Genomic DNA, 25,713 nt, shown 5'->3' on the forward strand with positions numbered 1-25,713 from the left:
AGCACGGGTCCGCGGTGCTACGGCTTCAGCCGGGCGTCATCCGTCGCGGCTGCGCGGAGGGTGCCGGGGATGAAGTCCGGTCCCACCACGGTGCGCAGCCACGCGTCCTTCATCTGTCGCGCGCAGCGGAGGGCGGGCATGCGGCCGACGGCGGTGCCCAGGCCTGGGGTGAGGATGGTGCGGATGGGTGTCTTCGCCGTCTTGTTGTACGCGAGCACGCAGCGCAGCGAGGCGCGCATGGCGAGGTAGGCGTTCACCGTCTCGCTGACATCCGTGGGCACGCGCATGGTGGGCGCGCTGATGCACCAGGGAATCTCCTCGCGGCCGGTGGGGACGAGCACCGCGCTGCCCACGGGCAGCTCGCCGCCCCAGTCCTTCTCGAGCAGCTCGCGCAGGCGGTCCTGTACCTGCTGGCCGAGCTGGTACGTGTAGACGGCGTCGATGCCGCCATCCATGAACCCGAAGCTGTTGGCGGGGCTGATGATGGCGTCGGCGCGGATGTCGATGGGGTCCTTGGGGGACACCTGTCCCTCTCGCTCGGAGAAGATGTCACCTCGGGAGATGGTGACGCCGTCGAGGCCCGCGAACTCCTGGCGCCAGGCCTCCACCAGGGAGTGGCTGAGGTCACGCAGGTGCAGTCGGAGGGGAGGCGTCATGTCCGGGTTATACATCCCGCCCAGGTCCGGCGTAGGTTCCGGGGCCTATGCGCACTCTGTATGGGTTGCGGTACTCGGGCTGGACGGAGAAGGCCCTCTGGGCGTTGGACCACCACGGTGTCGACTACCGCTACCGCGAGCACACGCCGCTGACGGGTGAGCTGGCGCTGCGCTGGCGCACGCCGAAGGGCACGCGTCCCACGGTGCCGTTGCTCGTGGAGCCGGAGGGAGCGACGACGGGCTCGTTCTCGATTGCACGCAGGGCGGAGGCACAGGGGCGCGGTGCGCCGCTGTTTCCCGCGAGTGCGATGGAGACCATCGAGCGCTGGGAGCTGGTGAGCGACGCGGTGCTGGGGGTCGCCCGGGCGAACGTGCTGCGCCGGATGCTCGAGAATCCGCGTGCGCAGCGGGAGAGCCTGCCCGCGTACATCCCTGGGTTTCTTCGTGGGGTGTCCACGCCGGTGGCTCGGCTGGGGGTGCGGTTCATCTCGCGCAAACATCACGCGGTAGCGGACCCCGAGCGGGCGCTGCATGAGAAGGCCGTCCCCGCGTTGGAGCGGCTTCGCGCGGAGCTGAAGGGGCGCCCCTATCTGATGGACGGCTTCACGTACGCGGACATCACGGCGGGGCTGATGCTCCAGTTCGTGCGGCCCGTGGATGACGCGTGGTTGCCGGTGGGGCCGGGGACACGTGAGGTGTGGCATCACGAGTCGCTGGCCGCGGCGTTCCCGGACCTGCTCGCGTGGCGGGACTCGCTGTATGCGAAGCACCGCCGCCCCGCGTTGTTGGGGGACGGCGGTGTGGTAGCTCGCGCGAGCTGAGGCGGGCTACTTCGTCTTCGCGGGCGGGGGCGCGGGCGGCGCGCCCTGGGGTGCGGCCATGCGCTGACGAATCATCTCCTGGATCTGCTCGGGCGACTTGCCCTTGAAGTCCTCGGGCTTGAAGGAGCCCATGACGGAGTCGTTGGGGCCGGGGGCGTCGAGCTCCTCGTAGTCAGCGGGGATGGTGAAGAGGGAGGCGGGCTGTTCGCCGACCTTGATGTTGGTGACGTCGATTTCGGCCTGGAGCTTGCCCTTGGTGTCGAAGGTCTGGCTGCGCACGTAGGCGACCTCGGGGAGGTCGGTGGGACGCCAGACCTTCTGACGCTCGACGGCGCCTTCGGCACCGGGAGGGACACCTTCATAGATGACGGTGGGGTGGCCGTTGACCTTCTGGGTGCCGACCTTCTTGAAGCCCTGCTCCTTGAAGCACGCGTCGAAGTCCTGGTTCTTCCCGGAGCAGGCGCCGGGAATCTTCACGGACATGTCGTCGAGGTTTCGCGTGGTGGCGGCCTTGCGCTCGTGGAAGAGGGTGGAGCCGGTGCGCTTCTCCCAGTTGAAGAGGATGGACATGCCGCCGGGGACCTCGGCGGGGGACAGGTCCATGCGCAGCATGCCCGTGCGGCCGTACATCTTGCCCTTGGTCTCCGGGGCGGCCTTCTGGCCGGGCGGGGGCGCGCTCTTCACGCGCAGGTCACCGACCCAGTCCGCGAGCGCGGGCGAGGACACGAGCAGCGTGGCGGCGAGGACCTTCGACAACGTGTGACGAACCGTGGATGTGCTCATGGGCGCACCACAATCCAGGGCCTGTGTGGGTGTCAAACCCGCTCGTGCTCCCTTTCTGGCCCGGGTGAGGGGACGTGTCAGGGCCGCGAGGCATGGTTCGGGCTCCTGACACGGAGGGCCCATGTCGCCACGTTGGTGCGTCGCGCTGCTCATGCTGTTGACGGGAGTTGGGTGCTCCTCGGCCCGGGTCGTTCGTCTCGACACGGGGCGCGAGGTCTTGACCCTGGCGCCCCATGAGGAAGAGGGTGCGGAGCTGGCCGAGGCCCGACTCGAAGATGACGAGTTCGAGGATGCGATGAAGTCCCTGTCGCGTGATGTCGTTCCCTCGAACAACCCGATGAGGCAGGCCCGTGAACTGTTCGGGTTCCCCTCCCGCAGCGGGCTGTACCTCTACGAGCACCGGACGCACCGTCTCTCGGCCAGGGGCGAGCCTCCTGGTGAGGGGCCTCACTTGCTGGAGACGTATGCGGACGAGGAGATGACCCAGGCCTATGGCCGATGGTGTCGGAACAAGGGCACGCCGGGTGATTGCCTGAGTCTGCTGGAAGAAGGCCCGCTGCTCGGCAGTGATGGCAAGTACGTGCTGGCGATGGCCATCGCCATGGGCTCGGTCTGGGATGAGTCGGCCGAGGCGCTGGAGGACATGACCGACCCCAAGCAAGTCCTCTCGGTAGTGATGGCCTCGGTGACGATGTACATGCTCCTGTGGTCTCTGCCCGAGCCCGTGTCGAAGGGACTGGCGACGTTGCTGACAGTGACGGCCATCGCCTACCTGGGCGTCGACACGGTGTTGGGCATCATCGGTGGATGGTGCGCGCTCGTCAGGGATGTGGACCGTGCCACCACTTTCGAGCAGCTCGACGAAGCGGGCTCCGCATTTGGAGCGGTGCTGGGGGAGAACGCAGCGCGTGTCTTCGTGATGTTGGCCACCGCCGCTATCGGCAACACGGCGGGGTTGGCGGCGAAGTCAGCGCAACTGCCGGGCTCCGCACAGGCGGCGCTGGCGGTCGAATCTCAGGCGGGTTTCCAGTTCGCGGCCATGGGGGCGGTGCGTTCGGTCGCGGTGTCGGGCGAGGGACTCACCATCGCGCTCGCACCCAATGCGCTGGCGATGGCGGGTCGGGAAAACGGTGCGAGCAAGCCGCATCGCCATCACATCGCCACGGACAAGAACAGCATCTCCACTGTCCGGGGTGGGCCCTGGACCCCATTGTTCCGGAAGCTGTTCCGGAGAGCAGGAATGGAGCTGAAAGACCCGGAGAATATCGTGGAGGTGAGGGGCCACAGGGGTCCTCACCCGCAGCGGTATCACGAAGCCGTCTATGCTCGGCTCAACGACTCGGTAAGGAGCTGTCGTACCGTGGAGACCTGTCGCAAGGCGCTGACCGCCGAACTCCGGTCCGTGGCCATCGAAGTCAGGACGAAGGGGACAGAGCTCCACGAACTGGTGACGAAGAGGAAGTGAGATAGAGAGCCAGATATGCCCAAGCGCTACTTCAAGCTCGCGCAGGTGATGGAGTCTGGGAACTGGACCCTGGGGGACCCCGCGGATGAGACGGGGCAGGAGGTGGAGGACCCATTTGTCTTCCGTGCCGGGCGAGCGCTTCCACCGCAAGGACGTTTGAGCATCCCCATCGAAGAGCCCGGGCGAAGCCTGGAGTTCAGCACCACGGCCCTCGGCATGGCGCCCGTCGTCCATGTCCGGGTCGCGGAGCTCTTCGCGGAGCTGGCACCTGACACGGTGCAGCTCCTCCCCATCGAAATCCAAGGGATGCCGGACCAGTACCTCCTCGTGGTCGTTACCCGGCTCATCCGCTGCATCGACGACCAAGCCTCCGACGAGGTCCGATACTGGAAGCCTGAACACGGCCAGCCCGACCGGGTGGGTGACTACAAGTCCGTCATCGGCATGCGCATCGACAAGTCGAAGGTCGGTGACGCCCAGGTGTTCCGCACCTGGGGCTGGGACCTGGGCCTCATCGTCTCCGAGGACCTCAAGCTCGCACTGGAGCGCGCTCAAGTCACCGGCGTGAGGTTCACCGAGGTCTGACCTCTGGAAACACGAACGGCGCCGGCCTCCAGGAGGCACGGCGCCGCGGTGCTCACGACAGGGCCGAGGCTCAGCCCGGCTGGCAGACCTGGCGGAGGATGTCGAGCGACTCCAGCGCCTTGCCCGCGCCAATCACCACGGCGGAAAGTGGGTCCTCGGCCAGGAACACCGGCAGGCCCGTCTCCTCACGCAACAGCGTGTCCAGGTTCTTCAGCAGCGCGCCACCACCGGCCAGCACGATGCCCCTGTCGGCGATGTCACCGGCCAGCTCCGGGGGCGTGCGCTCCAGCGTCAGCTTCACCGCCTCGACGATGCCGTTCACCGGCTCGGCGAGCGCGTCACGCACCTCGTCGCTCGACACCGTCAGCGTGCGCGGCACACCCGCCACCAGGTCGCGACCCTTGATCTCCATGGTCATGACCTCGTCCGTCGGATACGCCGTGCCGATGCCCATCTTGATGAGCTCCGCCGTGCGCTCGCCGATGAGCAGGTTGTACTTGCGCTTCACGTACTGGATGATCGCCTCGTCCAGCTTGTCGCCGCCGATGCGCACGCTCTTGGCGAACACGATGCCCGCCAGGCTGATGACCGCGACGTCGGACGTGCCACCGCCGATGTCCACAATCATGTTGCCGCTGGGCTCCGTCACCGGCAGGCCCGCGCCGATGGCCGCCGCCATCGGCTGCTCAATCAGGTAGACCTCGCGCGCGCCCGCGTTCGCCGCCGCCTCACGCACCGCGCGGCGCTCCACCTCCGTGATTCCAGAGGGGATGCCGATGATGATGCGCGGGTTCACCAGCGTCTTGCGGTTGTGCGCGCTCTGGATGAAGTAGCGCAGCATCGCCGCCGTGATTTCGAAGTCGGCGATGACGCCGTCCTTCATCGGCCGGATGGCGACGATGTTGCCCGGCGTGCGGCCCAACATCTCCTTGGCTTCCTTGCCCACCGCGAGGACCTTCTTGCCCCCGCGCGCGTCCTGCTGGACGGCCACCACCGAGGGCTCGTTGGACACGATGCCCTGACCGCGGATGTAGATGAGCGTGTTCGCCGTGCCGAGGTCGATGGCGAGGTCGCGCGAAAAGAGGGTGTGAAGCCAGTCGAACATACGAGGGCGGAAACTTTCGGAGAGTCGGCGGAATTTCCCGCTGGCGCGTGGGGGAATGCGGCCGCGAAGGTACTACGCGACGCGGCACGGAGGAAGAAAAGCCGGAAGCCCTTTCACAACCGCCTGGGGAGCAGTCGACCAGCGGACTCGGGCGGGGGAAGGGCCACCCCCCACGAACCCCCGCCTCAGGGGGAGACTTCCACCACCTGGGCCCGCTCGAAGCGCGTGGCCACCACACCCGCCTGCTCCGCCTCGCCCTCGGGAAGGCACCCGGCGGGCACCACCCCGGCCTCCTCGGCCTCCCGGTACTCGGGCGTGTGCCGCAAAGCCTCGCTGGTGACGTGGAGCAGCCCGTCGCGGACCGGCTCGAACAGCAGCGCGGTGAGGTACCAGGCGGGCGCGTAGTCCAGGCGGATGAGCCCGTGCACGCTCCAGCGGTGCGGCGTGTAGTCCCACGGGCAGCGGCCGAGCACCTTCTTCAAGAGCCACCCCGTGGCGTACTCCGCCCCGAAGATGAGGGCCGTGTAGGCCAGCGCCCTCACCGGCCGGGGCAGGGGCTTGAGCCTGGCGGAGACCTCCTCCAGCGCCAGCGCCGTCCCCCCGTAGATGGGGTGCATCCAGAGATAGGTCTGTGCCGTGGCGCTCCTGTCCCGGCGCAGGGCCGCGTTCGCCCCCGTGAAGAGGACCTCCAGCACCCAACCCGTGCACCCGTAGAGCAGGAATCGTGAAAGCACATCCTCAACCTAGGGATGCTCCCCCTCGGCGGCACGCCCATGCACGCGCCGCATCGACGCCTGCCATCGCTGTGCACGGGCGGACGTTGTCATCGTCCACGCGCGCCTTCGCGCCCCGTCCCGGTCGACTCATTCGTGGAGAGGAGGACATGGGCCTACAGCCCGGTGACGCACCCGCCTGGAACGGGGTGTCGTCCCCTCGCGTCAGGGCGCGTGGAGCCACGGGCGCATGGCCGCGCCGCCGCTCCGCGCGCTCGCCACCTCGTCCGCGCGGTGGGGCTTGAGCGGACTGGCGGGCGGGGGACAACCCGCGCTTTACGGGGCCATGTCCGGCGTAGTACCTGAACGGCCGATGCGCTCCCCCGGCCCGACATCGCGAATGCCCGGTTCCGGGAGTGAGCTGCTCCGTGCCGGGCTGCTGGCCCTGGGCATGGCGCTGGTCCTGGCGACCGTCCTGCGCGCCGGGGACGCCGAGTGCCCCACCCGAAGCACCCCCGAGCGCGGCTTCTACGCCGACTCCGGCGTGACGTCGGTGCTCCAGGGCGCCGGGTCCTCCAAGAAGTCCTCGCGGCGCTGGGGCGCGCAGTTCCACATCACGGACCTGGGCGGCTGGGACCTGGGGCTCCATGTGGGCGCGGGGCCCGTCGTCTTCGCGGCCTCCTCGGTGCGGACCCGCACGGGGCTGGAGCCGGACCTGCTGGCCCTGTACCGCTGGGGCCGCGAGCGTCACCACGCCTTCACGCGCGTCACCTTGCGCGAACGTCGTGCCCCGGCGGCGCCCACGTCGAGCGGGGAAGTCGCGGACCGTCCCTCCATCGCCAGTCGGACGCTGCGCGGACCGCCCGAGTTCGGCTGACCCGTGCGCGACGCGGGCCCTCTGCCGGGCCGGGGTCGCGCGTGGAGTCCCGCGGTGGTCCGGGCGAGAAGCCCGGCGTGACGTCGTCTTTTCCTTTCATCCCCGAGGGATGGCCCTTGTCTTTCCGAGTCCTCGGAAAAAAGCGGGGCGCGTCCCGTCCGAGTCTTCCAGATTGAGGTGACCTGATGCACGGAGCCCACGAGGTCCTCCAGGCCATTGCCATTGTCCTGTGCGTCGCCGCGGTGACGACGGTGGTCTTCCAGAAGCTGCGCCAGCCCGTGGTGCTCGGCTACATCCTCGCGGGCCTCGTGGTGGGCCCCTACCTGCCGATTCCGCTGGTCGCCAACCAGGAGGTGGTGACGACGCTGTCGGAGCTGGGCGTCATCCTGCTGATGTTCTCGCTCGGGCTGGAGTTCAGCCTGCGCAAGCTGTTCTCGGTGGGGTTCACCGCCGGGCTCACGGCCGTCATCCAGTGCAGCATCATGGTGTGGCTGGGCTTCGTGGTGGGGCGCGCCTTCGGCTGGACGACGCTGGAGAGCATCTTCACCGGCGCCATCATCGCCGTGTCCAGCACCACCATCATCGCCAAGGTGTTCGACGAGCAGGGCATCCGCGGGAAGCTGCGGGAGCTGGTGGTGGGCGTGCTCATCGTCGAGGACCTCATCGCGGTGCTGCTGATGGCCACGCTGACGGCCATCTCCACGGGCGCGGGCCTGTCGGTGAAGGACCTGACGCTGACCACGGGCAAGCTGGTGGCGTTCCTGGTGGGCCTGGTGGCGGTGGGCCTGTTCATCATCCCCCGGGCCATGCGCGCGGTCATCAAGCTGAACCGGCCGGAGACGACGCTCGTGACGAGCGTGGGCATCTGCTTCGCGGTGGCGCTGCTGGCCCAGTCGTTCGGCTACTCGGTGGCGCTAGGCGCGTTCCTGGCGGGCTCGCTGGTGGCGGAGTCGGGTGAGGAGAAGCTGGTCGAGCACCTGGTGCAGCCGGTGCGCGACATGTTCGCGGCCATCTTCTTCGTGTCGGTGGGCATGCTCATCAGCCCCGCGCTCATCATGGAGCACTGGGCGGCCATCCTGGTGCTCACCGTGGTGGTCATCGTCGGCAAGCTGGTCAGCGTGGCGCTGGGCGCGTTCCTGACGGGCAACAGCACGCGCACCTCCGTGCAGGCGGGCCTGAGCCTGGCGCAGATTGGCGAGTTCTCCTTCATCATCGCCGCGCTGGGCCTGTCGCTGAAGGCCACCGGCTCGTTCATCTACCCGGTGGCGGTGGCCGTGTCGGCCATCACCACGCTCACCACGCCCCTGCTCATCAAGGCCTCGGGGCCGGTGGCGTCGTGGGTGGACCGCAAGCTGCCCAAGCCCCTGCAGACCTTCGTCACGCTGTACGGTACGTGGGTGGAGCGGCTGCGGCAGGCGCCGCGTCGGGAGACGTTGGGCGCGGGCGTGCGGCGCCTCATCCGGCTGTTGGTGCTGGACGCGGTGCTGCTGGTGGTCCTGGTCATCGGCACGGCGCTGATGGCGGACCGCATGGCCCACTTCGTCGAGGTCCAGACGGGCGTGGACGAGGACCTGTCGAAGAACCTCATCCTGGGCGGCGCGGTGCTGCTGGCGGTGCCGTTCATCCTGGGCGTCATCGGCATGGCGCGGCGGCTGGGCTCGATTCTGTCGGAGGCGGCGCTGCCGGCGCGCAAGGACGGCAAGCTGGACCTGGCCGCGGCGCCTCGGCGGGTGCTGCTCGTCACGCTGCAGGTGGGCATCGTCCTGCTGGTGGCCATCCCCGTGGTGGTGGTGACGCAGCCCTTCTTGAAGGGCGTGGCGGGCCCCCTGGTGTTGCTGGTGCTGGTGGGCGCGCTGGGCGTCGCGTTCTGGCGCGGGGCGACGAACCTGCACGGCCACGTGCGCGCCGGCGCGCAGGTGCTGGTGGCGGCGCTGGCGGCGCAGTCGCACTCGAAGGAGCCGGGCGCGGAGGAGCACGCGCTGGACCACGTGCAGGGGCTGTTGCCGGGCCTGGGCGCGCCGGCCTCCGTGCGGCTGGAGGAGTCCAGCCCCGGCGCGGGCAAGACGCTGGCCCAGGTGAACCTGCGCGGCCTCACGGGCGCGACGGTGCTGGCCATCCAGCGTGGCGAGCAGAGCCTGTCGGTGCCCACCGCGCAGGAGGTGCTGCGGGTGGGCGACGTGCTCGCGCTGACGGGGACGAGCGAGGCGGTGGACGCGGCGAAGGCGCTGCTCCTGGGCGCGCCGCCCTCGGTGCCGCCGCCCGAGCCCTCTCCCACGGAGGAGACGCGCGCCCACGGGTAGCCTGTCCGCCTGGGGGGCGGTGAGCCTCACCGCCCCCGTCGCGCGACGCGGCCCCCCCGCGCCCGTGCGAGCACGCTCCCTTGCCTCACAGTCCACGGAAGGGGCGATGTGTCTGGGCGTCCTGCTCTCCGAGCGACGGCCCGACACCCGCCGCCGTGCCCCTGTCCTTCGTGCGCCTCGTTTTCACATTGAGAGGTCCACAGTGGTGGGGAGCACGACCATGAAAGATTTCCGAAGAGGGTGGTTGATTGGCGCGCTGGTGCCGGCGATGGCGCTGGGCTGGGCCTGTGAGTCCCGGCAGTCCGCGGATTCACGCAACGAGCAGGGCACAGGGGGCTCGGGTCGCACGACGGAGATGACGGGGGGCTCGCAGGACGCCGTCCCGAGTGGCGCCACGCAGGACCACGGCGGTGCGGGCTCGAGCGACGACGGCATCGGAGGCAGCGGCAGCAGCTCCGATGTCCAGGGCTCGGGCGCACAGCCGGGCAGCACCGGCTCCGGTGTCTACGGCACGGGCGCGGGGGGCAGCAGCACCGGCTCGGATGTCAGCGGCTCGGGCTCGAGCGGCACCGGCTCCGACCTCAACGGCACGGGGGCGGGTGGCAGCGGCACCGGCAGCCAGGGCACTACCGGCTCCGACCTCAACGGCACGGGCTCCGGCGGCAGCGGCGCGAGCGGGACGGACACCACGGATACGTCGGGCACGAGCAGCACGAACGACCCGGCCACCAGCGGCACCAGCCCGGGAGGCACCGGCGGCACGGGCGCGAGCGGCACCAGCACGGGCAACCCGAACACCACGGGCGGCACCGGCGGCTCGGGCGCGGGGCTCGACAACAGCGGCTCCGGCGGCACCACGGGCACCAACGCGGGCCCCTCGGGCACCAGCGACAGCGGCACCCGGCGCTAGTCGTGAAGGGGCGTGTGTCCGGGCGGACCTCGTGCACGCGAGGCCCGCGCCGGACGACCCGGGAGGTCACCGTGTCCCGCGAGGGGACGGGGTCTTCCCGGACGACGCGCGTGACTAGCGCTTCAGCGCGTACTTGCCGATGGCGTAGAGGGCGCGCACGCCGTCCTTCCAGCCAATCTTCTTGCCCTCCTCGTACGTGCGCCCGTGGTAGCTGATGGGCACCTCGTAGATGCGCCAGTTGCCGCGGGCCACCTTGGCGGTGATTTCGGGCTCGAAGCCGAAGCGGTCCTCCTCGACCTCGACGGAGCGCAGCACCTCGGCGCGGAAGGCCTTGTAGCAGGTCTCCATGTCGGTGAGGTTCAGCCCGCTCGTCATGTTGGAGAGCGTGGTCAACAGGTTGTTGATCACCGTGTGCCAGAAGTACAGCACCCGGCGGGGCGTCCCCGTGAAGCGGCTGCCGAAGACGACGTCGGCCTCACCGTCCAGGATGGGCTGAATCACCCGGGGGATGTCGCGCGGGTCGTACTCCAGGTCCGCGTCCTGCACGAGGATGATGTCCCCGGTGGCCTCGGCGAAGCCCCTGCGCAGCGCGGCGCCCTTGCCCTGGTTCTGCTCCTGGAACAGCACCCGGATTTCGTTGCGGTTCTTCGGCGTGCCCCCCAGCAGGCCCACGCCCTGCTCGGCGAGCTGCTGCAACAGCTCCCGGCTTCCGTCCCGGGAGCAATCGTCCACGAGGACAAGCTCCTTGGGGAAGTCGACCGCGATGCAGCGGCGCAGCAGCTCCGCCAGGGTGGGAATCTCGTTGTAGACGGGGATGACCAGGGAGACGAGCATGGCGGCTCGGGCTCTATCGCATTTCGACCCGGGGGGCGACTGTCCAGCACCCGGCGCGTGTACCCACGTCTCCTGCCCTTTCGCCTCGCCCCGGTGTGAGATGGGGGGTGGCAAGAGTCACCTGTTTTGCATGGAATACTTCCTCCGGGGGGAACAGCCGTGGGGGCCCCCGCCATGCGTGACAGTGGAAGGGAACGCCATGAACGACCAGCTCGGACATGCGGTGCGCGGCGCGGTTTCCCTGGAGCGGTTCTCCCAGCTCACAGAGGGCCTGCGGGACTTCTTCTACGGTGCCTGGAACATGCCACACGGGCACTGCTACCTGTGGAAACAGGACCTGGTGGCGATGCACGTCCTGTCGGACATCCTCATCGGCTCGGCGTACTTCTTCATCTCGCTGACGCTGTACGCGCTGGTGCGGCGGGCGCGGCTGCCCTTCGGCGGGATGATTCTGTCGTTCGGTGTCTTCATCGGCGCGTGTGGGCTGACGCACCTGATGGAGGTGTGGAACGTCTGGTATTCGGCCTACTACCTGGGGGGCGGCATCAAGGTGGTGACGGCGGTGGCGTCGGTGGCCACGGGCATGTACCTGGTGCCGCTGCGCGGGCGGGTGGTGGAGGTGACGGAGGCGGCGCGGCTGTCCGAGGAGCGCCGGGTGCAGTTGGAGAAGAGCTCGCGGGAGCTGGAGACGCTGTACGCGAAGCTGAAGGCCTCCGAGGCGCAGCGCACCGGCTTCTTCGCCAACGTCAGCCATGAGCTGCGCACGCCGCTGACGCTCATCCTGGGGCCGGTGGACCGGCTGCTCCAGCAGGGCACGCTGCCGGACGCGGCGCACCGCGATTTGGAGGTGGTGCGCCGCAACGCGCGGGTGCTGCTCCGGCACGTCAACGCGCTGCTCGACGTGGCCAAGCTGGACGCGGGGCAGATGCGGCTGTCGTACGAGGAGGTGGACCTGGCGCGGCTGGTGCGGCTGGCCGCGGAGAACTTCGAGGGGCTGGTGGCCGAGCGCAAGCTGGACTTCGCGCTGGACTTGCCCGCGATGCTGCCGGCGCAGGTGGACCCGGAGAAGGTGGAGCGCGTGGTGCTCAACCTCCTGTCCAACGCGGCCAAGTTCACGCCCGAGGGCGGGCACATCCGCGTGGCGGTGAGCGCGGAGGCGGGGCAGGGGCGGCTGGTGGTGGAGGACAGCGGGCCGGGCGTGCCCGCCGAGCATCGCGAGAGCATCTTCGAGCGCTTCCGCCAGGGGGACGCGGCCACCACGCGCGACACCGGGGGCACGGGGCTGGGGCTGGCCATCGCCCGGGACTTCGTGGCGCTGCACGAGGGGCGCATCTGGGCGGAGGAGCGCCCGGGTGGCGGCGCGCGCTTCGTGGTGGAGCTGCCGCTGCTCGCGCCCACGGGGGTGAAGCTCGCGGCGCGCGCGGACGCCCCGGCGCACGAGGTGGATGTCGAGGCGGCGCGCGCGGAGCTGGACGTGCTGCGGCCGCCCGAGCGCGAGGTGGCGGTGGCCACGCGGGCGGATGACTCGAGCCGGCCGCGCGTGCTGGTGGTGGAGGACACCCAGGAGATGCGCCGCTACGTGGTGGACACGCTGGCGAAGGACTTCCAGGTGGCCACCGCCGAGGACGGCCTGGAGGGGCTGGCGAAGGCGGAGCGGATGCTGCCGGACGTCATCGTGAGCGACTTGATGATGCCGCGCATGGGCGGAGACCAGCTGGTGCGCGCGGTGCGCACGCGCCCGGGGCTGGAGTCCACGCCCATCCTGCTGCTCACCGCGCGCGCGGATGACGCGCTGAGGGTGGACCTGCTGCGCGGCGGCGCGCAGGACTACGTGGTGAAGCCCTTCGTGTCCGAGGAGCTGGTGGCGCGGGTGACGAACCTGGCCGTGATGAAGCGCACGCGCGAGGTGCTCCAGGGGCTGCTCGCCGCGCGCTCGGTGGACCTGGAGGCGATGGCGCGCGAATTGGGCATGCGCAAGCGGCAGCTGGAGGTGGCGCTGGAGACCACCGAGCGCGCCAGCGCGTCGCGCAGCACGCTGCTGCAACTGGTGTCACACGAGCTGCGCACGCCGCTGTCGGTGTTGCAGCTCACCCAGCACGCGCTGCAGCGGGAGCTGGGAGGGCTGCCGCCCCGGGCGCTGGACATGTTCGACCGGATGCACCGCTCCACGCTGCGGCTGCGCGACATGGTGGAGATGGTGCTCCAGTACAACCAACTGGAAGAGGGCAGGCTGGTGGTGCGGCGCGAGACGGTGGACCTGGGCGCGGTGGTGGACGAGGTGGTGGAGGAGGCGCGGCTGGAGGCGCGGCGCAAGGGGCTGGCGCTGGAGTGGGACCGGCCCCGGGGGCAGGCAGTGGCGCGCACGGATCCGCGCATCGTGCAGATGGTGCTGCTCAACCTGGTGTCCAACGCGGTGAAGTACACCGAGCAGGGCGGGGTGTCGGTGGCGGTGGAGGCGCGGCCCCAGGGCTGGCGCCTGCGGGTGCGCGACACCGGGCCTGGCATCCCCCGCGCCGAGCAGGCCCACATCTTCGAGCCCTTCTCACACCTGGAGCCCCTGGACCACAAGTCCAAGCCGGGCGTGGGGCTGGGGCTGACACTGGTGCGGGAGATGGTGTCGGTGCTGGGCGGCGTCGTCTCGGTGGCGTCCGAGCCCGGCGTCGGCAGCGAGTTCACCGTCGAGCTGCCGTCCTGAGCGCCTCCATCAGCGCGTCCAGGTCCGCGTCGGTGGTGAGCGGGTTGATGACGGTGACGCGCAGGAACACGCCCTGGGGCAGCTTCGTCTGCACCAGGTAGAAGTCTCCGCGCGTCACCAGCCGCTCGCGCAGGCGCGCCTGCAGCGCGTCCCACGCCTCGGGCGGCACGTGTCCGGGGGTGTGGCGGAAGCAGAGGATGTTGCAGTCGGGCGGGACGGGGACCTGGAAGTCGCCGGCCTGGGAGAGCCGCTCGGCGAAGCGGCGGGTGAGGGCGTAGGACTCCGTCACCGCGTCGGCGAACAGGCGGGTGCCCAGCACGCTCAGGCAGGCGTACAGCTTGAGCGCCATCATCTCCTTGGTGCACTCCATCGTGCGCAGGGCCACGTCGCTCCACGGGCGCTCGGTGTCGCCGAAGAGGTAGCTGGCCTCCTGGGCGAAGGACTCGAAGGAGCGCGCGCCGTCGCGGAAGAGCACCGCCGTCACCAGCGCGGGCATGAGCAGGCCCTTGTGCGCGTCCCAGACGACGGAGTCCGCGCGGGCGATTCCGCGCACCTGGTGGCGATGGGCGGCGCTGAGCGCGGCGGAGGCGCCGTGCGCCGCGTCCACATGGAACCACAGGCCGTGGTGCTCGCAGAAGTCCGCCACGGGCTCCAGCGGGTCGAACGCGCCGGTGGCGGTGGAGCCCGCGCTGGCGACGACGGCGATGACCTTGCGGCCCTGCCGCGTGGCGGACTCCAGCGCGGGGCCGAGCGCGTCGGGGCGCAGGCGGAAGCGCTCGTCCACGGCGACGGGGATGGCGCCGCCCTGGCCCCAGCCCATGACGCGGAGGGCGCGCGACAGGCTGTAGTGGGCGGTGGCGGGCACCAGCACCGCGAGCGGCGGGCCCGCGTGGGCGCCCTCGTTCCAGGCGTCGTAGCCGGCCTTCGCCTGGCGGGCGGCGAGCAGGGCGGTGAGGTTGCCCAGGGAGCCGCCGGAGGTGAGCACGCCGTCCGCGGACTCCGGCAGGCCCAGGCGCGCGGCCATCCAGCGCAGCACGTTGCGCTCCATGGCGGTGGAGACGGGGCCCATCTCGTACACGGCCATGCCGTTGTTGAGCAGCGAGGAGACGGCGTCGCACAGCGCGGCCAGCGGCACGGGGGCCGTCACCTGGTGGCCCACGTAGCGCGGGTGGTGCAGGTGGTTGGAGCCGGAGAGCACGCGCGCCACCAGCTCCGCGAAGTCGCCCGTGGGCTCCTCGGGGAAGGCGGCGGGGAAGCGGTCCACACTCACCGCGGGCGCGGCCCAGGGCAGTACCGGCAGGCCCTCTCCGCGCTCGGCCTGGGCCAGGTAGTCCGCCAGCGTGTCCACCAGCCGCTGGCCCTCGCGGCGGAAGGACTCGACGTCATAGGCGGCGGCGATGCGCTCACGAAAGTCCGTCATGGCGGAGAAGAACCTAGCGCCGCGGACGGCGCGCGTCCTGTCCCCGGCGCCAGGCGTGGGCTGGCTCGCGGGCCGCGAACGCATTATCTCTTCGGGGACGGGGTCGAGCCCCGCGCGAGGAGACACGCCATGGCCGACAAGAAGGTCACGATTACGTACTGCAACTCCTGAGGCTACAAGCCCAGGGCCGCCCGTGCGGCGGCCGCGTTGAAGGACGAGCTGGATGTGGAGGCGGAGCTGAAGCCCGGGCCGTCGGGCAGCTACGAGGTCGCCGTCGACGGCAAGGTGGTCATCCGGAAGGCGTCGCTGGCCTTCCCCACGGACCAGGAGGTGGTGGACGCGGTGGCGCGCGTCCTCGACGCCTGAAGTCGCCTGAGCCTTGGGGGCCGCCTCCGGAGGGACGGTGGCGGCCCCGCATCATGCGGGCGCTTCAGCGCTTGATGAACGTCATGGGCGGGCGGTCGTTCTTGCCCTTGCCCGCGGCCTTGAGCGCCGCCGGGTCCAACCCGGACAGGTGGAGCGCCGTGGCGTACACGTGGCCGGCGTCGGACACGAAGCTGGTGGCGTTCTTGGTCCGCCCCGGCACCAGCAGGCCCGTGTCCGGGTCGTACGCCGGGTCCAGCGTGCCGTTGGGCATCATCGGGATGCCGTCCAGGGACGCGCTGCCCACGCGGCCATACTGCGTGTTGCCGCGCACGGTGCCACCCAGGAAGGCCACGCTGTTGACGCGCCAGTGCTGGCAGCAGTCCTGGAGCATGATCTCCTCGTACTTCTGCGCGTCCGTCACGCCCGCCTTGGCGAGGATGCCCTCCACGTCGCCCTGAATCGTGCGGCCCATCTCCGAGGCGAGGACGATGGTGGTGAAGTCGTAGTAGCTCTTGCCCGTGGTGCCGTAGGGCGTGGACTTGAGCTTCGCCACCAGCGTCCTGAGCGGGTTCCAGAGGTTCTTGCGCATCATGTCGCGCTGCTCCGTCTGGCCCTTGTTGTTCATGATGGAGCGGCGGTCGCGGTGCGTGTCGAACTGGCGCAGGCCGCGGTTCTCGATGAAGAAGCCGATGGACAGCCCCTTCGTCATCATCTCGTACGTCATCAACGCCTGCACGTTGGTGTTGGGCGTCTCCTTGGTGCGCGCGGGGTTGCCGTTGATGGACGACGAGTCCGTGGCCTCGTCCGCCGCGGTGATGCCGAACTCGGCGCGCAGCGTGGTGTGGGTGAACAGCGTGCGAGGGTCCAGGTTGATGCTGCCGCCGGCCGTCAGCGCCCGGTGAATCTGGAGCGCGGAGTTGAAGGCGCGCACCGACTCGCTGTTCTTCTCCGCCAGGAAGCTCGCCTGCAGGTTGTCGGTGAACTGGCGGATGCGCGCGTCGCGCTGGCCCTGCGCCACGTTGCCCAGCGACGCGAGCCGCTCGCGCATCGCCGCGGGCGTCTTGCCGTAGAGCGTGTGCGCGTGCACCGGGCCCAGCTTCTCGTAGTAGCCGGTGCCCTCGGGATAGGACGGGATGGACAGCTCACCGTCGGACAGCCACCGGTGCCACGAGACGTGGGGCAAGAGGAAGCCCGTGCCGTACGCCTCGCAGAACGCCTGCATCACCGTGCGCTCGTCCGCGCCCCGCTTGCCCGACAGCGACGCGCTGTACTTGCCGTAGTGGTACTCCCACCGTCCGCCCGAGTGGAAGGTGTTGCCGTTGTGGCTGGACACCACCGCCAGGTCGGGGAACAGGTCCAGGCCGTCCTGCGCCAGGTAGCCGTACTGGATGTTGCCCTGCGTCTTCGGCGGGTCCGACGGCGTGGCGCCGTAGCCCTTGGGCCGGTAGCGGTGGTTCGTCCACGACGGGGTGGGGCGCAGTTCGCCCGCGGGGATGACGCGGATGGAGTCATTGGGCGTGTGGACGGGGTTGAACATCGAGTACCCGTCCCAGCCTCCCTCCTGGAACCAGTAGATGAGGAAGCGGGGGTTGTCGGCCTCGGCGGCGGCGGCCTCGGCGAAGCCCAGCTCCTTCTTCGTCCCGGGCACTCCGAAGGCGCGGAAGAAGCGGAGCCAGTCCAGGGTGCTGATGGCGGCGCCCGCGGCGGCGCCCGCGAGGAATCGGCGGCGGTTCATGGCGGCGGTCCTTTGGGCGGCGCTACTGGCGCAGGTATTCGGGAGAGGTGGCGAGGGTCTTGAGCACGGCCTTGAGGTTGCCGTCGTGCTCGTGGCTGACGTCCCACAGGCGCTTGTAGATGGCGCGCTCGTCCTGCTCGTGGCGCATCTCGCGGCCGAACAGCAGGGCGAACTGGGCGTTGAGCGTGCGGCGCACGAAGGCCTCCTTCTTCACCGCCTGCGTGGCGAAGGCCTCCATGCCCTGGCCCTTGAAGGCATAGGTGGCGGCGAGGTTCCTGTCCGTGTCGTCCAGCGTGACGCCCTGCTCGTCCTGGGTGCGGTAGTTGCCCTCGTCGTCCCAGCGCAGGCGCTGGTGCGCCAGCGGGGTGAGCGTCTGGTGGCAGGAGTAGCAGATGCTGCTGGGGTCCACGGTGGAGGACGCGGTGGCCGCGCCGCGCATGTCGAAGACCTCGGCGGGGACCTCGTACAGGGTGCCCATGAAGTCCGTCATCACGCGCGCCGCGTAGTTGTAGTGCGGCAGGCCCGGCTTGTTCTTGATGAAGCCCTTCATCGTGAGCACGCCCGTCTTGCCGTGCTGCGGGGGGCGCGTCACCTGCTGGAAGCTTCCGTCCACCGAGTAGTCGCCGGTGAGCAGCTCCCCGAAGGGCCGCTCCTGCTCGACCAGGAAGGTCCACAGCCGCGCGGGCTCGTCCGTGTCGGGCGTGCCCTCGCTCTCGGTGCGCACGCGCATGCGCTTGAAGTAGTTCGCCCGGAAGTCCGCCGAGGCCAGGTATCCGTCCACCATCGCCTCCCACGACTTCTGCCCGTCCTCCAGCGCGGTGAAGTCCTGCGCGGACGGCGGCCTGCCCAGCAGGTCCATGGCCAGCTTCACCAAGAGCAGCCGCTCGCGCTCCTTGCCGGTGAAGCGCTCGTACGAGGGCGGCAGCGTGAAGAGGAAGTCGGGCGCGCGCATCAGGCCCTCGCACAGGCCGCTCCAGGCCTTGGTGGCGTTGGCCTCGATGCCCAGCAGGTCCGTCACCAGCGCGTAGCCGTTGGCGCGCTCCTCGGGGGAGGAGGCCCGGTACAGCATCCGCCGGTAGAGCGTGTCCACCTTGGCCTTCGCCGCGTCCGCGCGCTGGGTGCCGGTGGCGGCCTCCGTGGGGCCGTACACCACGAGCGCGTCCACGTGCAGGTTGCGGTCGCAGACACCCGTCTCGCCGTAGTCGTTGGTGAAGCCCACCGTGAGGAGGTGGTCCCCGCCGGCGACGGCCTGCGTGTGCACGAAGTCCGCGTAGGCCGTGTTGTTGGCGACGCTCCACTCCTTCACCAGCACGCCGTCCACCTTGAGCTGCATGTTCGGCAGGTCCGGGCCGCACAGGTCCCCCTTGGCCTTCACCGTGAAGCGGTAGGTGGCGGACGCGGGGAAGACGTAGGGCTGCAGCGTGGTGAGGGTGCCGGTGGTGTAGAGGTTCCAGCCCGTGCTGCCGGACTTGCCGCCGGTGCTCGCGAGAATCTGCGTGCCCGCGGGGAGGGTGGTGCCGTCGCGCGCGGCGGCCTCCATCTCGTACGTCTTGGTGGTGGGCGCGGGGATGTCCGTCAGCGGCTGTGCCAGGTCCAGGCCCGAGAAGGGGCCCGTCTTATGGGTGGCGGCCGTGAGGCACACGTCGCGCGACAGGTCATCCAGGCCCAGGAAGAAGTCGGCGGTGGCGACGCGCGCCTCGACGAAGTGGTCCTTGTAGTCCACGCCGCCCAGCAGGCCCACGTTCTGCGCGAAGCGGTCCACCCCGCCGCGCACCCAGTCGTCGTCGAAGACGGCCTTCACCTTGCCCTTGAGCTGCTCGAAGCCCAGGAAGGGATTGTCATACGTGGCGACGGAGGGGCCCCGGTAGGGCTCCAGGAGCGCCGGGGGGAACTCCTCGTCCGGACGCGACGAGGGCTGGCGCGTCTCCACCGCCTTGAGCTGACAGGTGAGCGCGGCCACCGCGGCGATTTCGCGCGCGTTCCACGCCGGCTCGCCGCGCGGCATGCGCGCGCTCTCGTCCGTCGTGACGAGGCGCGACAGCATGGAGCCCGACGCGGGCGTGAGGTAGCCGGCGGCGCGGATGGCGTAGAAGTTCTCCACGCCGTTGAGGCCCACCTTGAAGAGCCGGCCGCTCGTCGTCGCGTGGCAGGAGATGCAGCCGGACACCTCGCGCACCAGGGCCGGGTGCACCTCGCGCTCGAAGTCGGAGGCGATGCTCGCGAGCGTCACGCCCGCCGGCACCCGGTCCAGGTCACAGTCGAGCGTGCCGTCCTGCTGCACCGGCGGGGGCTGGGGGTTGGGGTTGCCGGGGCCCGGCAGACCTTGCATGTCGAGCGCCGCCTCGCCGAGGCATCCGGCGACGAACGACGCGAGCACTGCCACGGCGAGGCTCCACGGGCGCGAGGGGGTAGCGCTCATGTGCCCTCCAGGGGGTGAGGGATGACCCGATGCTGGCACGACCAGGGGTCGATTGACCAGTTGTGGACACTGCTCAACGCGGCAAAACAGAGAGTTATCGGAGCCCTTGGGACTCAAGTTGCCTCAAGCAGGCGAGGAAGCGGGCGCGCGAGGGGTGCTCCTCTGTGGGCAGGAGGAGGTGCACCTTGGGGGCAGGAGGTGGAACGCATGGCCTGGCCCGAGACGGCGTCGCCCTATGAGCGGCGCTCCATCACCCGAGGGATGCGCGTGCGCGACGAGGGCGGCGCGCTGCTGGGATACGTGGCGCTGTTGAGCGACACGCACCTCTACGTGCGTCGCTGGCCCTTCAGCCGGACCTGGGGCGAGGTGCCCATGGCGCGGGTGAGACATGTTTCACGGGGCGCGGTGGAGCTGGAGGGACGCGGGCACACGGAGGTGGCGCCCCGGACGTTGCATGGGGAGATCACCACGCAGACGCTGCCCCTGGCGGAGCCCGCGGGCCTGATTGAGCCGGACGCGAGCCAGGCGTCGGAGCCGGACGCGTCCCACCCCTGAGGGCGGGCAGGTTGGTGCGGCGCGGCGCGCCGAAGTGTGCTTCAAGGTGGCGCCATGTTGCCCATCGAAGAACTGTCCCAGAAGGTCTCGGCCGCGTTCGCGGACCGGACGAAGCTCAAGGATGCGGACTTCGTGTCCGCCGTGCGCGAGACGGTGGCGCGCCTGGACGCGGGCGAGCTGCGCGTGGCGGAGAAGGGCCCGGACGGCTGGAAGGTCCACGCCTGGGTCAAGGAGGCCATCCTCCTGTTCTTCGCCGTGTCGGAGATGAAGGTGATGGAGGTGGGGCCCTTCGAGTTCCACGACAAGGTCCCCCTGAAGAAGAACCTGGACAAGGCGGGCGTGCGGGTCGTCCCGCCGGGCACGGTGCGCTACGGGGCCTTCGTGGAGAAGGGCGCGGTGGTGATGCCCGGCTACGTGAACATCGGCGCGCGCGTGGGCGCGGGCACCATGGTGGACACGTGGGCCACGGTGGGCAGCTGCGCGCAGGTGGGCAGCGACGTGCACCTGTCGGGTGGCGTGGGGCTGGGCGGGGTGCTCGAGCCGCCCACGGCGTCTCCCGTCATCATCGAGGACCGCGCGTTCCTGGGCAGCCGCTGCATCGTGGTGGAGGGCGTGGTGGTGGAGGAGGAGGCGGTGCTGGGCGCCAACGTGGTGCTCACCGCGTCCACTCAAATCATCGACGTCACCGGCCCCGAGGAGCGCGTCTACAAGGGCCGCGTCCCGGCGCGCAGCGTGGTGATTCCGGGCATGCGCGAGAAGCAGTTCCCCGCGGGCAAGTACATGGTGCCGTGCGCGCTCATCATCGGGCAGCGGACACAGTCCACGGACAAGAAGACGAGCCTCAACTCGGCCCTCCGCGACTTCGCGGTGGCGGTGTAGCCCCCAGGGAAATCCACCAGGGCGGCGGCTTCCGTAGTGCCCGTGTGATGGGACGGGATGGGACGCGATGACGGAGCACCTCGACGACATCCTGGCCGAGTGGGCACTGGGGACGCTGGACGCCTCCTCGCGGGAGGCGCTGGAGCGACACCTGGCGGCGTGCGAGCGCTGCCGGGTCGAGGCCGACCGCCTGTCCTCGGTGCGTGAGGGCCTGCTGGCGCTGGAGTCGCCGGTGGAGCCGCCGGCCGGGGTGCTGACCGCGTTGATGGCGCGGATGGAGGGGCCTGGCCGGCTGGAGCGCTTCACGGAGAAGCTGGCGGCCTTCTTCGATGTGACGCGGGAGCGGGCGAGCGCGCTGCTCGAGTCGCTGGAGGATGCGTCGCTGTGGATGCCGGGGCCGGTGGAGGGCTCGGAGCTGTTCCCGGTGGAGACGGGCCCCGCGCGCGAGGGGATGATGGCCGCGGTGCTGCGGCTCAACCCGGGCGTGCACTATCCGCGTCACACGCACCTGGGGCGCGAGTGGAACCTGGTGCTGGAGGGCGGGCTGCGCGAGGACGGCGGGCACGAGGTATGGCCTGGTGAGACGCTCGACAAGCTGGAGGGCAGCGCGCATGGCTTCATCGCGTTGCAGGGCCCCGCGTGTCTTTGCGCGTCGCTGCTGGAGGGCGCGACGGAGTTCGAGGAAGCGCTCGCACCGGCCGGCTGAGGTCGGTTAGGCTTTCAGTCATCTGGCGCCCCTACTTCGTCCATGAATCTCCGTTGGCTTGCCGACGGGGATGGGGCGCCGACTTTTCTCCGGTCGGAGGGGACATGCCTCGGGTGCTGCGTGACGTCGTGGGTTCACTGACGCACGAGGGGGCCGCCGCCTTCGACCTGTCGAAGACCGACCCGCTGCTGCACCTGACCTTCACGAAGGGCGCGGCGCTGCTGGAGGAGTCCTTCTACCGGACGCAGGTGGGGGAGATCCGCTCGTACGCGGCGGCGCTGCTGGCGGCGGAGCGGCACGAGCGCGGCTTTGGCTGGAAGTTCGGCGCGTACATGCGAGACCCGGTGAAGGGGAAGGGCAACCGCATCCAGGGGAGCGTGGCGCCGGCCATCCTCGCGGCGGCGGACCCGGACGGGCCCTTCACGGAGGAGTACACGTTCCGGTGTCTGCGGCATCGCGCGGATGACGTGGCGCTGTTCCTGACCCACTTCGAGAACCTGGGGTTGGGCGAGGTGCCGCCCGCGGCGCGCAAGGGCATGGCCCGGGCGCTGGCGGGGATGGATGTGTATCAATTGCTCAAGTACGCCCGTCGACAGTTCCCGGTGGCGCGGCGTCGGAAGAACGGTCAGCGCGCGAGCCTGCGGCTGGTGGACGCGATGGGCGTGGCGAAGGCGCACCTGGATGAGCGCACGCTGAAGCTCTACCGGTACCTGCATGCGCCCACGCGGGAGCGCGGGGCGTTGGCGGCGGGGCTCGAGCTGCTGGAGGCGCGGCGCGCGTTCTTCGGCGGCGACGCGAGCGTGGAGCACTTCGTGAACGGGCGCCTGACGACGGAGCAGGCGCTGTCCTTCATGGGGTCGACGGAGGAGACGTGGCGGCGCGTGCTGGACGTGCCGGGGCTGCTGCCGGACCTGGCCTTCAAGGGCTACCTGCGGGCCATGCACCTGGCGGGCATCCCGGTGGAGGTGCTCCTGGCGGAGGCGCGGCGGCGGCGCTTCGCGGGCCTGTGGCCGCATCAGGTGTACATGGGGTGGCTGGCGGCGATGAATGGCAGCGCCCGCGCGAACTACTCGGGCGACACGTTCAAGTTCCACGCGGAGGCGGTGCCCGCGCTCGCGCCGGTGTTCGAGGTCATCCTGGAGCGGGTGTGCGAGGGATTGCTGCCGCAGGGGTTGAGCCTGGGGCTCGCGGACATCTCCGGCTCCATGTTCGACGCGGCGCTGGGCGGCGCGAAGAGCACCGCGAAGGTCGGAGACGTGGCGGTGGTGCTGTCGGCGGTGATGGCGCGTGAGCTGGGGTACGCGGCGACGTTCTCCGACGACGTCTTCTTGGAGCAGCGTCAGTCGAAGCAGGGGGTGTTCGACCTGGCGACGAAGCTGCGGGCGGGGAAGGGCTGGGGCGGTACGCAGGTGGCGAACTCAGTGGTGAACCTGGTCTCCCAGTTGCTGGAGACGCCGTCCCGACCGAGGCCGCGCACGCTCTACTTCTTCTCCGACATGCAGTTCCATCCGCCGGAGGTTCAGACGCTGTCGCCGCAGAGGGCGGCGTGGCTGCGCGAGCGAGGCATCGCGTTCGACGCGAGCGTGCCGCCGCTCCAGGCCGCGCTCCAGGCGTGGCACCGCGCGCTGGGGCCAGTGGACGTGGTGCTGTGGAACCTGGCGGCCTATGACGCCTCGCCGCTGCCGTCGCGGGTGCCCAACGTGCTGATGCTGTCGGGCTTCGACGCGAACTCCTTCCGTCACGTGTCCGCGTGGCAGGCAGCGGGCAGCCTGGCTGTGCCCGAGAATCCGGCCTCCGCGATGACGGACTCCGACGCCGGGAAGAACCCCGGCGTGGAGCTCGACTTCATCCGGACGTTCTGAGGCAGGCAGGGCGGGGACCCGGCCTTCTCTGAATCACAGACACTCGGGTGCGTGGTGCTTCGCGCAGACGGAGCAGTAGCAGACGCCGGTGTCTCTCGCGTCGGCGAAAGAGGCGGAGACGGAATGCTCATGCTTGCTCAGGTGCTCCTGAATGGCGGCCTCATCCATCTCTTGGGAGGTGGGGGCTCCGCAACCCCAGAACGGAATGAGCAGTGACGTCATGGCCAGCAATCCAAAGAGCTTCTTGAACATGGGGCGTCCTTCTTGCGTAACGCTGCTATCGCCTGGGCTGATTGCCCAGACGAGCCCTCTGCCACTCGAGGTGTCAGGAGAAAGGCAGCACGATGGTGCCCCTCACTCGAACGTGTTTCTCGGTATCTCGTGGTGAGTGTTGTCGGCGTGTTGACTGGTGATTGAAGCGTGGTGTTGGGAGCGGCGGGGCTTCCAATACTGGATGGACGTATGGGCGCGAGAGGTCGTCGGATAACCTGCGCGCGCCGGAGCCCAACACCACGTGCGGCTCGACTGCGGGGCTACTCGCGGAAGACGGGCAGGCCCTTGCTGATGCGGTGGAAGAGCTCGCCCTTGTCGAGGCGGGCCGGCTCGCCGTCCTCCTCTTCGTCCGTCTCCTCGGCGGTCTCGAAGACCTCGTCGACGAAGAGGGCCTTCAGCTCCTCCGCCACGCCGTCGCCGTAGCCCTGCGCGTAGGTGTCGATGTCGAAGTGGTGCTGCGCCTCGGTGCGGGCATCGAAGGCGTGGTCATCCTCGATGACGACGCGGGCCCGGATGGTGTTCGCCGAGAGCAGGTGGTCGTTGTAGTAGCCGAGCACCACGTCGCGCGCCTCGATGTCCTGGGCGACGCTGAACTCGCCGCTCGAGTAGAGCCCGTGGCACGTCAGCTTGCCCAGGATGTTCACCAGCGAGTCGTTGCCCGAGTCCCACACCACGCCGTGCACGATGACGTCCCCCGTCACCGCGAACGGCCGGCCGATGTCCAGGTTGCCGTCCACCTCCAGGTCGCCGTGGTGGAAGAAGGCGCTCCGGATGCTCAGCGACTCCCGGATGTGGACCTTCCTGGGCGGCGTGGTGAGCGTGTCCCGCAGCGTCTCCAGCTTGCCGAGGGCCTCGGCGGGGTCTCCATGGCCGTGCAGTCCCGTGATGGCCTCCTGCGCGGAGGCGATGGCGTGCTTGAAGGAGAGCTTCTGCTTCTTCTCCGCCAGGGCCCCGCGGAACGCCGCCTCGTCGATGGGGTAGGGGGCGAAGACGTCATCGCTCAGGGGAATGGAGACGCTGGCCTTGCCGCCCGCGGCCTCGAGTACCTGGATGACGGCGTTGAACCCGGCCGTCCGCTTGTTGTGCGCGACCCAGACCTCCTCCTTGGTGCGCAGCGCGATGCCCAGCGCCGTGCGGCCCTGGCCGTCGATGGCGTTCACCTCGGCGCCGCGCTCCAGCATCAGCTGGATGACGTTGGGGTCTCCGGAGACCACGGCGCTGTGGAGCGGCGTCCCGCCCCGCTCGTTGCGCGCGTCGAGGCGAGCCCCCGCGTCGAGCACCTCCTTGAGGAGCCTGGCGGTCGTCCAGCGGAACGCCGCGCCGTTCCCGTCCACCACGTCCGAGGGCACCTTCCCACCAGCGGCCTTCAAGAGGGCGATGAGCTCCAGCGCCAGCGCCTCGTTCTCCGGGGTCTTCTCCGAGGGGAAGGCGCGGGTCAGCGGCGTCTGCTGGTGGTTGTCCCGCGCATTCACATCCGCGCCCGCCTCGATGAGCGCGCGCACCACCGCGACGTCCGGGAGCGGATCCCCCTTCTGGTACTGCCCCTGGACGGCGTGGTGCAGGGCGCTCTGGCCATGGACGTCCCGAGCGTTCACGTCCGCGCCCTCGGCGAGCAGCTTCCTCACCGCGTCCACGGTGAGCTCCGCCTTCCATCGGCGCTTGTCGCCGCAGAGGGAGAGCAGGGCCTGGGTCGCTTCGCTGTTCGACGACATTTCATCCTCGGAGGATTGGGGGCGGCGGCAGCTTCGGTGAAC

At 69.9% G+C, this 25,713-nt stretch carries 22 protein-coding genes; 12 read left to right on the plus strand and 10 right to left on the minus strand.

From position 1 onward, the window contains the following. Window positions 1-17: 17 nt before the first annotated feature. The gene (locus K8640_RS26785) at window positions 18-656 is read right to left on the minus strand and encodes a macro domain-containing protein (protein ID WP_223749660.1); all 639 of its coding nucleotides are present in this window, start codon (window positions 654-656) and stop codon (window positions 18-20) included. A gap of 47 nt (window positions 657-703) precedes the next feature. Here K8640_RS26785 and K8640_RS26790 point away from each other — a divergent pair, with 47 nt between their 5' ends. Continuing rightward, on the plus strand, window positions 704-1,477 hold the full coding sequence (locus K8640_RS26790; RefSeq protein ID WP_223749661.1) for a glutathione S-transferase family protein: 774 nt from the start codon (window positions 704-706) through the stop codon (window positions 1,475-1,477). 6 nt (window positions 1,478-1,483) lie between these two features. Here K8640_RS26790 and K8640_RS26795 read toward each other — a convergent pair whose 3' ends face one another. Further along, on the minus strand, window positions 1,484-2,260 hold the full coding sequence (locus K8640_RS26795; protein WP_223749662.1) for a hypothetical protein: 777 nt from the start codon (window positions 2,258-2,260) through the stop codon (window positions 1,484-1,486). Between the two features lie 121 nt (window positions 2,261-2,381). On the opposite strand from K8640_RS26795, the gene K8640_RS26800 reads away from it, so the two are divergent. Together K8640_RS26800 and K8640_RS26805 are read left to right on the plus strand one after the other, a co-directional pair. Further along, window positions 2,382-3,725, plus strand: a complete 1,344-nt coding sequence (locus tag K8640_RS26800; protein ID WP_223749663.1) for an AHH domain-containing protein — start codon at window positions 2,382-2,384, stop codon at window positions 3,723-3,725. Window positions 3,726-3,740: 15 nt separating this feature from the next. Then, window positions 3,741-4,310: an imm11 family protein gene (locus tag K8640_RS26805; protein ID WP_223749664.1), complete on the plus strand. Its 570-nt coding sequence runs from the start codon at window positions 3,741-3,743 to the stop codon at window positions 4,308-4,310. A 70-nt stretch (window positions 4,311-4,380) separates the two neighbouring features. Here K8640_RS26805 and K8640_RS26810 read toward each other — a convergent pair whose 3' ends face one another. Beyond that, window positions 4,381-5,415, minus strand: coding sequence for a rod shape-determining protein (locus tag K8640_RS26810; protein ID WP_011556714.1), 1,035 nt, complete (start codon window positions 5,413-5,415; stop codon window positions 4,381-4,383). 185 nt (window positions 5,416-5,600) lie between these two features. After that, complete coding sequence (locus tag K8640_RS26815; protein ID WP_141325547.1) at window positions 5,601-6,149, minus strand: putative ABC transporter permease; 549 nt, start codon at window positions 6,147-6,149, stop codon at window positions 5,601-5,603. A 379-nt stretch (window positions 6,150-6,528) separates the two neighbouring features. On the opposite strand from K8640_RS26815, the gene K8640_RS26820 reads away from it, so the two are divergent. The 3 genes from K8640_RS26820 (at window position 6,529) to K8640_RS26830 (ending at window position 10,215) form a co-directional block, all read left to right on the plus strand. After that, window positions 6,529-7,005 (plus strand): hypothetical protein, encoded by a 477-nt coding sequence (locus tag K8640_RS26820; protein WP_223749665.1) that lies wholly within the window; start codon window positions 6,529-6,531, stop codon window positions 7,003-7,005. Between the two features lie 185 nt (window positions 7,006-7,190). Continuing rightward, window positions 7,191-9,305 carry a cation:proton antiporter gene (locus tag K8640_RS26825; RefSeq protein WP_223749666.1) on the plus strand — a complete coding sequence of 705 codons (2,115 nt, stop codon included), beginning with the start codon at window positions 7,191-7,193 and terminating at the stop codon, window positions 9,303-9,305. Between the two features lie 220 nt (window positions 9,306-9,525). Beyond that, window positions 9,526-10,215, plus strand: a complete 690-nt coding sequence (locus tag K8640_RS26830; protein ID WP_223749667.1) for a hypothetical protein — start codon at window positions 9,526-9,528, stop codon at window positions 10,213-10,215. Between the two features lie 114 nt (window positions 10,216-10,329). On the opposite strand, the gene K8640_RS26835 is transcribed toward K8640_RS26830, so the two are convergent. Then, window positions 10,330-11,049, minus strand: coding sequence for a glycosyltransferase family 2 protein (locus K8640_RS26835; protein ID WP_223749668.1), 720 nt, complete (start codon window positions 11,047-11,049; stop codon window positions 10,330-10,332). A 199-nt stretch (window positions 11,050-11,248) separates the two neighbouring features. On the opposite strand from K8640_RS26835, the gene K8640_RS26840 reads away from it, so the two are divergent. Continuing rightward, complete coding sequence (locus K8640_RS26840; protein WP_223749669.1) at window positions 11,249-13,744, plus strand: ATP-binding protein; 2,496 nt, start codon at window positions 11,249-11,251, stop codon at window positions 13,742-13,744. Here the strand turns inward: K8640_RS26840 and K8640_RS26845 are convergent. After that, a complete protein-coding gene (locus K8640_RS26845; RefSeq protein ID WP_223749670.1) occupies window positions 13,722-15,164 on the minus strand; it encodes an aminotransferase class I/II-fold pyridoxal phosphate-dependent enzyme in 1,443 nt (480 codons plus the stop codon). The two genes, K8640_RS26840 and K8640_RS26845, sit on opposite strands and share 23 nt — an antisense overlap. 129 nt (window positions 15,165-15,293) lie before the next feature. Between K8640_RS26845 and K8640_RS26850 the strand changes: the two genes are divergently transcribed. After that, window positions 15,294-15,530 carry a SelT/SelW/SelH family protein gene (locus K8640_RS26850; protein ID WP_255653472.1) on the plus strand — a complete coding sequence of 79 codons (237 nt, stop codon included), beginning with the start codon at window positions 15,294-15,296 and terminating at the stop codon, window positions 15,528-15,530. 64 nt (window positions 15,531-15,594) lie between these two features. On the opposite strand, the gene K8640_RS26855 is transcribed toward K8640_RS26850, so the two are convergent. After that, window positions 15,595-17,265 (minus strand): DUF1501 domain-containing protein, encoded by a 1,671-nt coding sequence (locus K8640_RS26855; RefSeq protein WP_223749671.1) that lies wholly within the window; start codon window positions 17,263-17,265, stop codon window positions 15,595-15,597. A 22-nt stretch (window positions 17,266-17,287) separates the two neighbouring features. Next, the gene (locus K8640_RS26860) at window positions 17,288-19,684 is read right to left on the minus strand and encodes a carbohydrate-binding domain-containing protein (protein ID WP_223749672.1); all 2,397 of its coding nucleotides are present in this window, start codon (window positions 19,682-19,684) and stop codon (window positions 17,288-17,290) included. A gap of 207 nt (window positions 19,685-19,891) precedes the next feature. Here K8640_RS26860 and K8640_RS26865 point away from each other — a divergent pair, with 207 nt between their 5' ends. The 4 genes from K8640_RS26865 to K8640_RS26880 all read left to right on the plus strand — a co-directional run bounded on the left by K8640_RS26865 (window position 19,892) and on the right by K8640_RS26880 (window position 23,686). Further along, window positions 19,892-20,239 (plus strand): hypothetical protein, encoded by a 348-nt coding sequence (locus K8640_RS26865; protein ID WP_223749673.1) that lies wholly within the window; start codon window positions 19,892-19,894, stop codon window positions 20,237-20,239. Between the two features lie 54 nt (window positions 20,240-20,293). Beyond that, on the plus strand, window positions 20,294-21,118 hold the full coding sequence (locus tag K8640_RS26870; protein WP_223749674.1) for a 2,3,4,5-tetrahydropyridine-2,6-dicarboxylate N-succinyltransferase: 825 nt from the start codon (window positions 20,294-20,296) through the stop codon (window positions 21,116-21,118). A 67-nt stretch (window positions 21,119-21,185) separates the two neighbouring features. Beyond that, window positions 21,186-21,824 (plus strand): cupin domain-containing protein, encoded by a 639-nt coding sequence (locus tag K8640_RS26875; protein WP_223749675.1) that lies wholly within the window; start codon window positions 21,186-21,188, stop codon window positions 21,822-21,824. A gap of 104 nt (window positions 21,825-21,928) precedes the next feature. Beyond that, window positions 21,929-23,686 (plus strand): hypothetical protein, encoded by a 1,758-nt coding sequence (locus K8640_RS26880; protein ID WP_223749676.1) that lies wholly within the window; start codon window positions 21,929-21,931, stop codon window positions 23,684-23,686. A gap of 33 nt (window positions 23,687-23,719) precedes the next feature. Here the strand turns inward: K8640_RS26880 and K8640_RS26885 are convergent, their stop codons facing one another. Together K8640_RS26885 and K8640_RS26890 are read right to left on the minus strand one after the other, a co-directional pair. Next, entirely contained in the window at window positions 23,720-23,938 is a 219-nt protein-coding gene (locus K8640_RS26885) for a hypothetical protein (RefSeq protein WP_223749677.1), read from the minus strand. 281 nt (window positions 23,939-24,219) lie between these two features. Beyond that, window positions 24,220-25,671: an ankyrin repeat domain-containing protein gene (locus K8640_RS26890; RefSeq protein WP_223749678.1), complete on the minus strand. Its 1,452-nt coding sequence runs from the start codon at window positions 25,669-25,671 to the stop codon at window positions 24,220-24,222. Between the last annotated feature and the right edge of the window lie 42 nt (window positions 25,672-25,713).

The organism is Myxococcus sp. XM-1-1-1, from assembly GCF_020037095.1.
GTDB classification, from domain to species: Bacteria; Myxococcota; Myxococcia; order Myxococcales; family Myxococcaceae; genus Myxococcus; species Myxococcus fulvus.

Coding starts and splice junctions, on each gene's coding strand:
- K8640_RS26785 (WP_223749660.1), bottom strand. CDS start 656: ATGACGCCTCCCCTCCGACTGCACCTGCGTGACCTCAGCCACTCCCTG.
- K8640_RS26790 (WP_223749661.1), top strand. CDS start 704: ATGCGCACTCTGTATGGGTTGCGGTACTCGGGCTGGACGGAGAAGGCC.
- K8640_RS26795 (WP_223749662.1), bottom strand. CDS start 2,260: ATGAGCACATCCACGGTTCGTCACACGTTGTCGAAGGTCCTCGCCGCC.
- K8640_RS26800 (WP_223749663.1), top strand. CDS start 2,382: ATGTCGCCACGTTGGTGCGTCGCGCTGCTCATGCTGTTGACGGGAGTT.
- K8640_RS26805 (WP_223749664.1), top strand. CDS start 3,741: ATGCCCAAGCGCTACTTCAAGCTCGCGCAGGTGATGGAGTCTGGGAAC.
- K8640_RS26810 (WP_011556714.1), bottom strand. CDS start 5,415: ATGTTCGACTGGCTTCACACCCTCTTTTCGCGCGACCTCGCCATCGAC.
- K8640_RS26820 (WP_223749665.1), top strand. CDS start 6,529: ATGCCCGGTTCCGGGAGTGAGCTGCTCCGTGCCGGGCTGCTGGCCCTG.
- K8640_RS26825 (WP_223749666.1), top strand. CDS start 7,191: ATGCACGGAGCCCACGAGGTCCTCCAGGCCATTGCCATTGTCCTGTGC.
- K8640_RS26830 (WP_223749667.1), top strand. CDS start 9,526: ATGAAAGATTTCCGAAGAGGGTGGTTGATTGGCGCGCTGGTGCCGGCG.
- K8640_RS26835 (WP_223749668.1), bottom strand. CDS start 11,049: ATGCTCGTCTCCCTGGTCATCCCCGTCTACAACGAGATTCCCACCCTG.
- K8640_RS26840 (WP_223749669.1), top strand. CDS start 11,249: ATGAACGACCAGCTCGGACATGCGGTGCGCGGCGCGGTTTCCCTGGAG.
- K8640_RS26845 (WP_223749670.1), bottom strand. CDS start 15,164: ATGACGGACTTTCGTGAGCGCATCGCCGCCGCCTATGACGTCGAGTCC.
- K8640_RS26855 (WP_223749671.1), bottom strand. CDS start 17,265: ATGAACCGCCGCCGATTCCTCGCGGGCGCCGCCGCGGGCGCCGCCATC.
- K8640_RS26860 (WP_223749672.1), bottom strand. CDS start 19,684: ATGAGCGCTACCCCCTCGCGCCCGTGGAGCCTCGCCGTGGCAGTGCTC.
- K8640_RS26865 (WP_223749673.1), top strand. CDS start 19,892: ATGGCCTGGCCCGAGACGGCGTCGCCCTATGAGCGGCGCTCCATCACC.
- K8640_RS26870 (WP_223749674.1), top strand. CDS start 20,294: ATGTTGCCCATCGAAGAACTGTCCCAGAAGGTCTCGGCCGCGTTCGCG.
- K8640_RS26875 (WP_223749675.1), top strand. CDS start 21,186: ATGACGGAGCACCTCGACGACATCCTGGCCGAGTGGGCACTGGGGACG.
- K8640_RS26880 (WP_223749676.1), top strand. CDS start 21,929: ATGCCTCGGGTGCTGCGTGACGTCGTGGGTTCACTGACGCACGAGGGG.
- K8640_RS26885 (WP_223749677.1), bottom strand. CDS start 23,938: ATGTTCAAGAAGCTCTTTGGATTGCTGGCCATGACGTCACTGCTCATT.
- K8640_RS26890 (WP_223749678.1), bottom strand. CDS start 25,671: ATGTCGTCGAACAGCGAAGCGACCCAGGCCCTGCTCTCCCTCTGCGGC.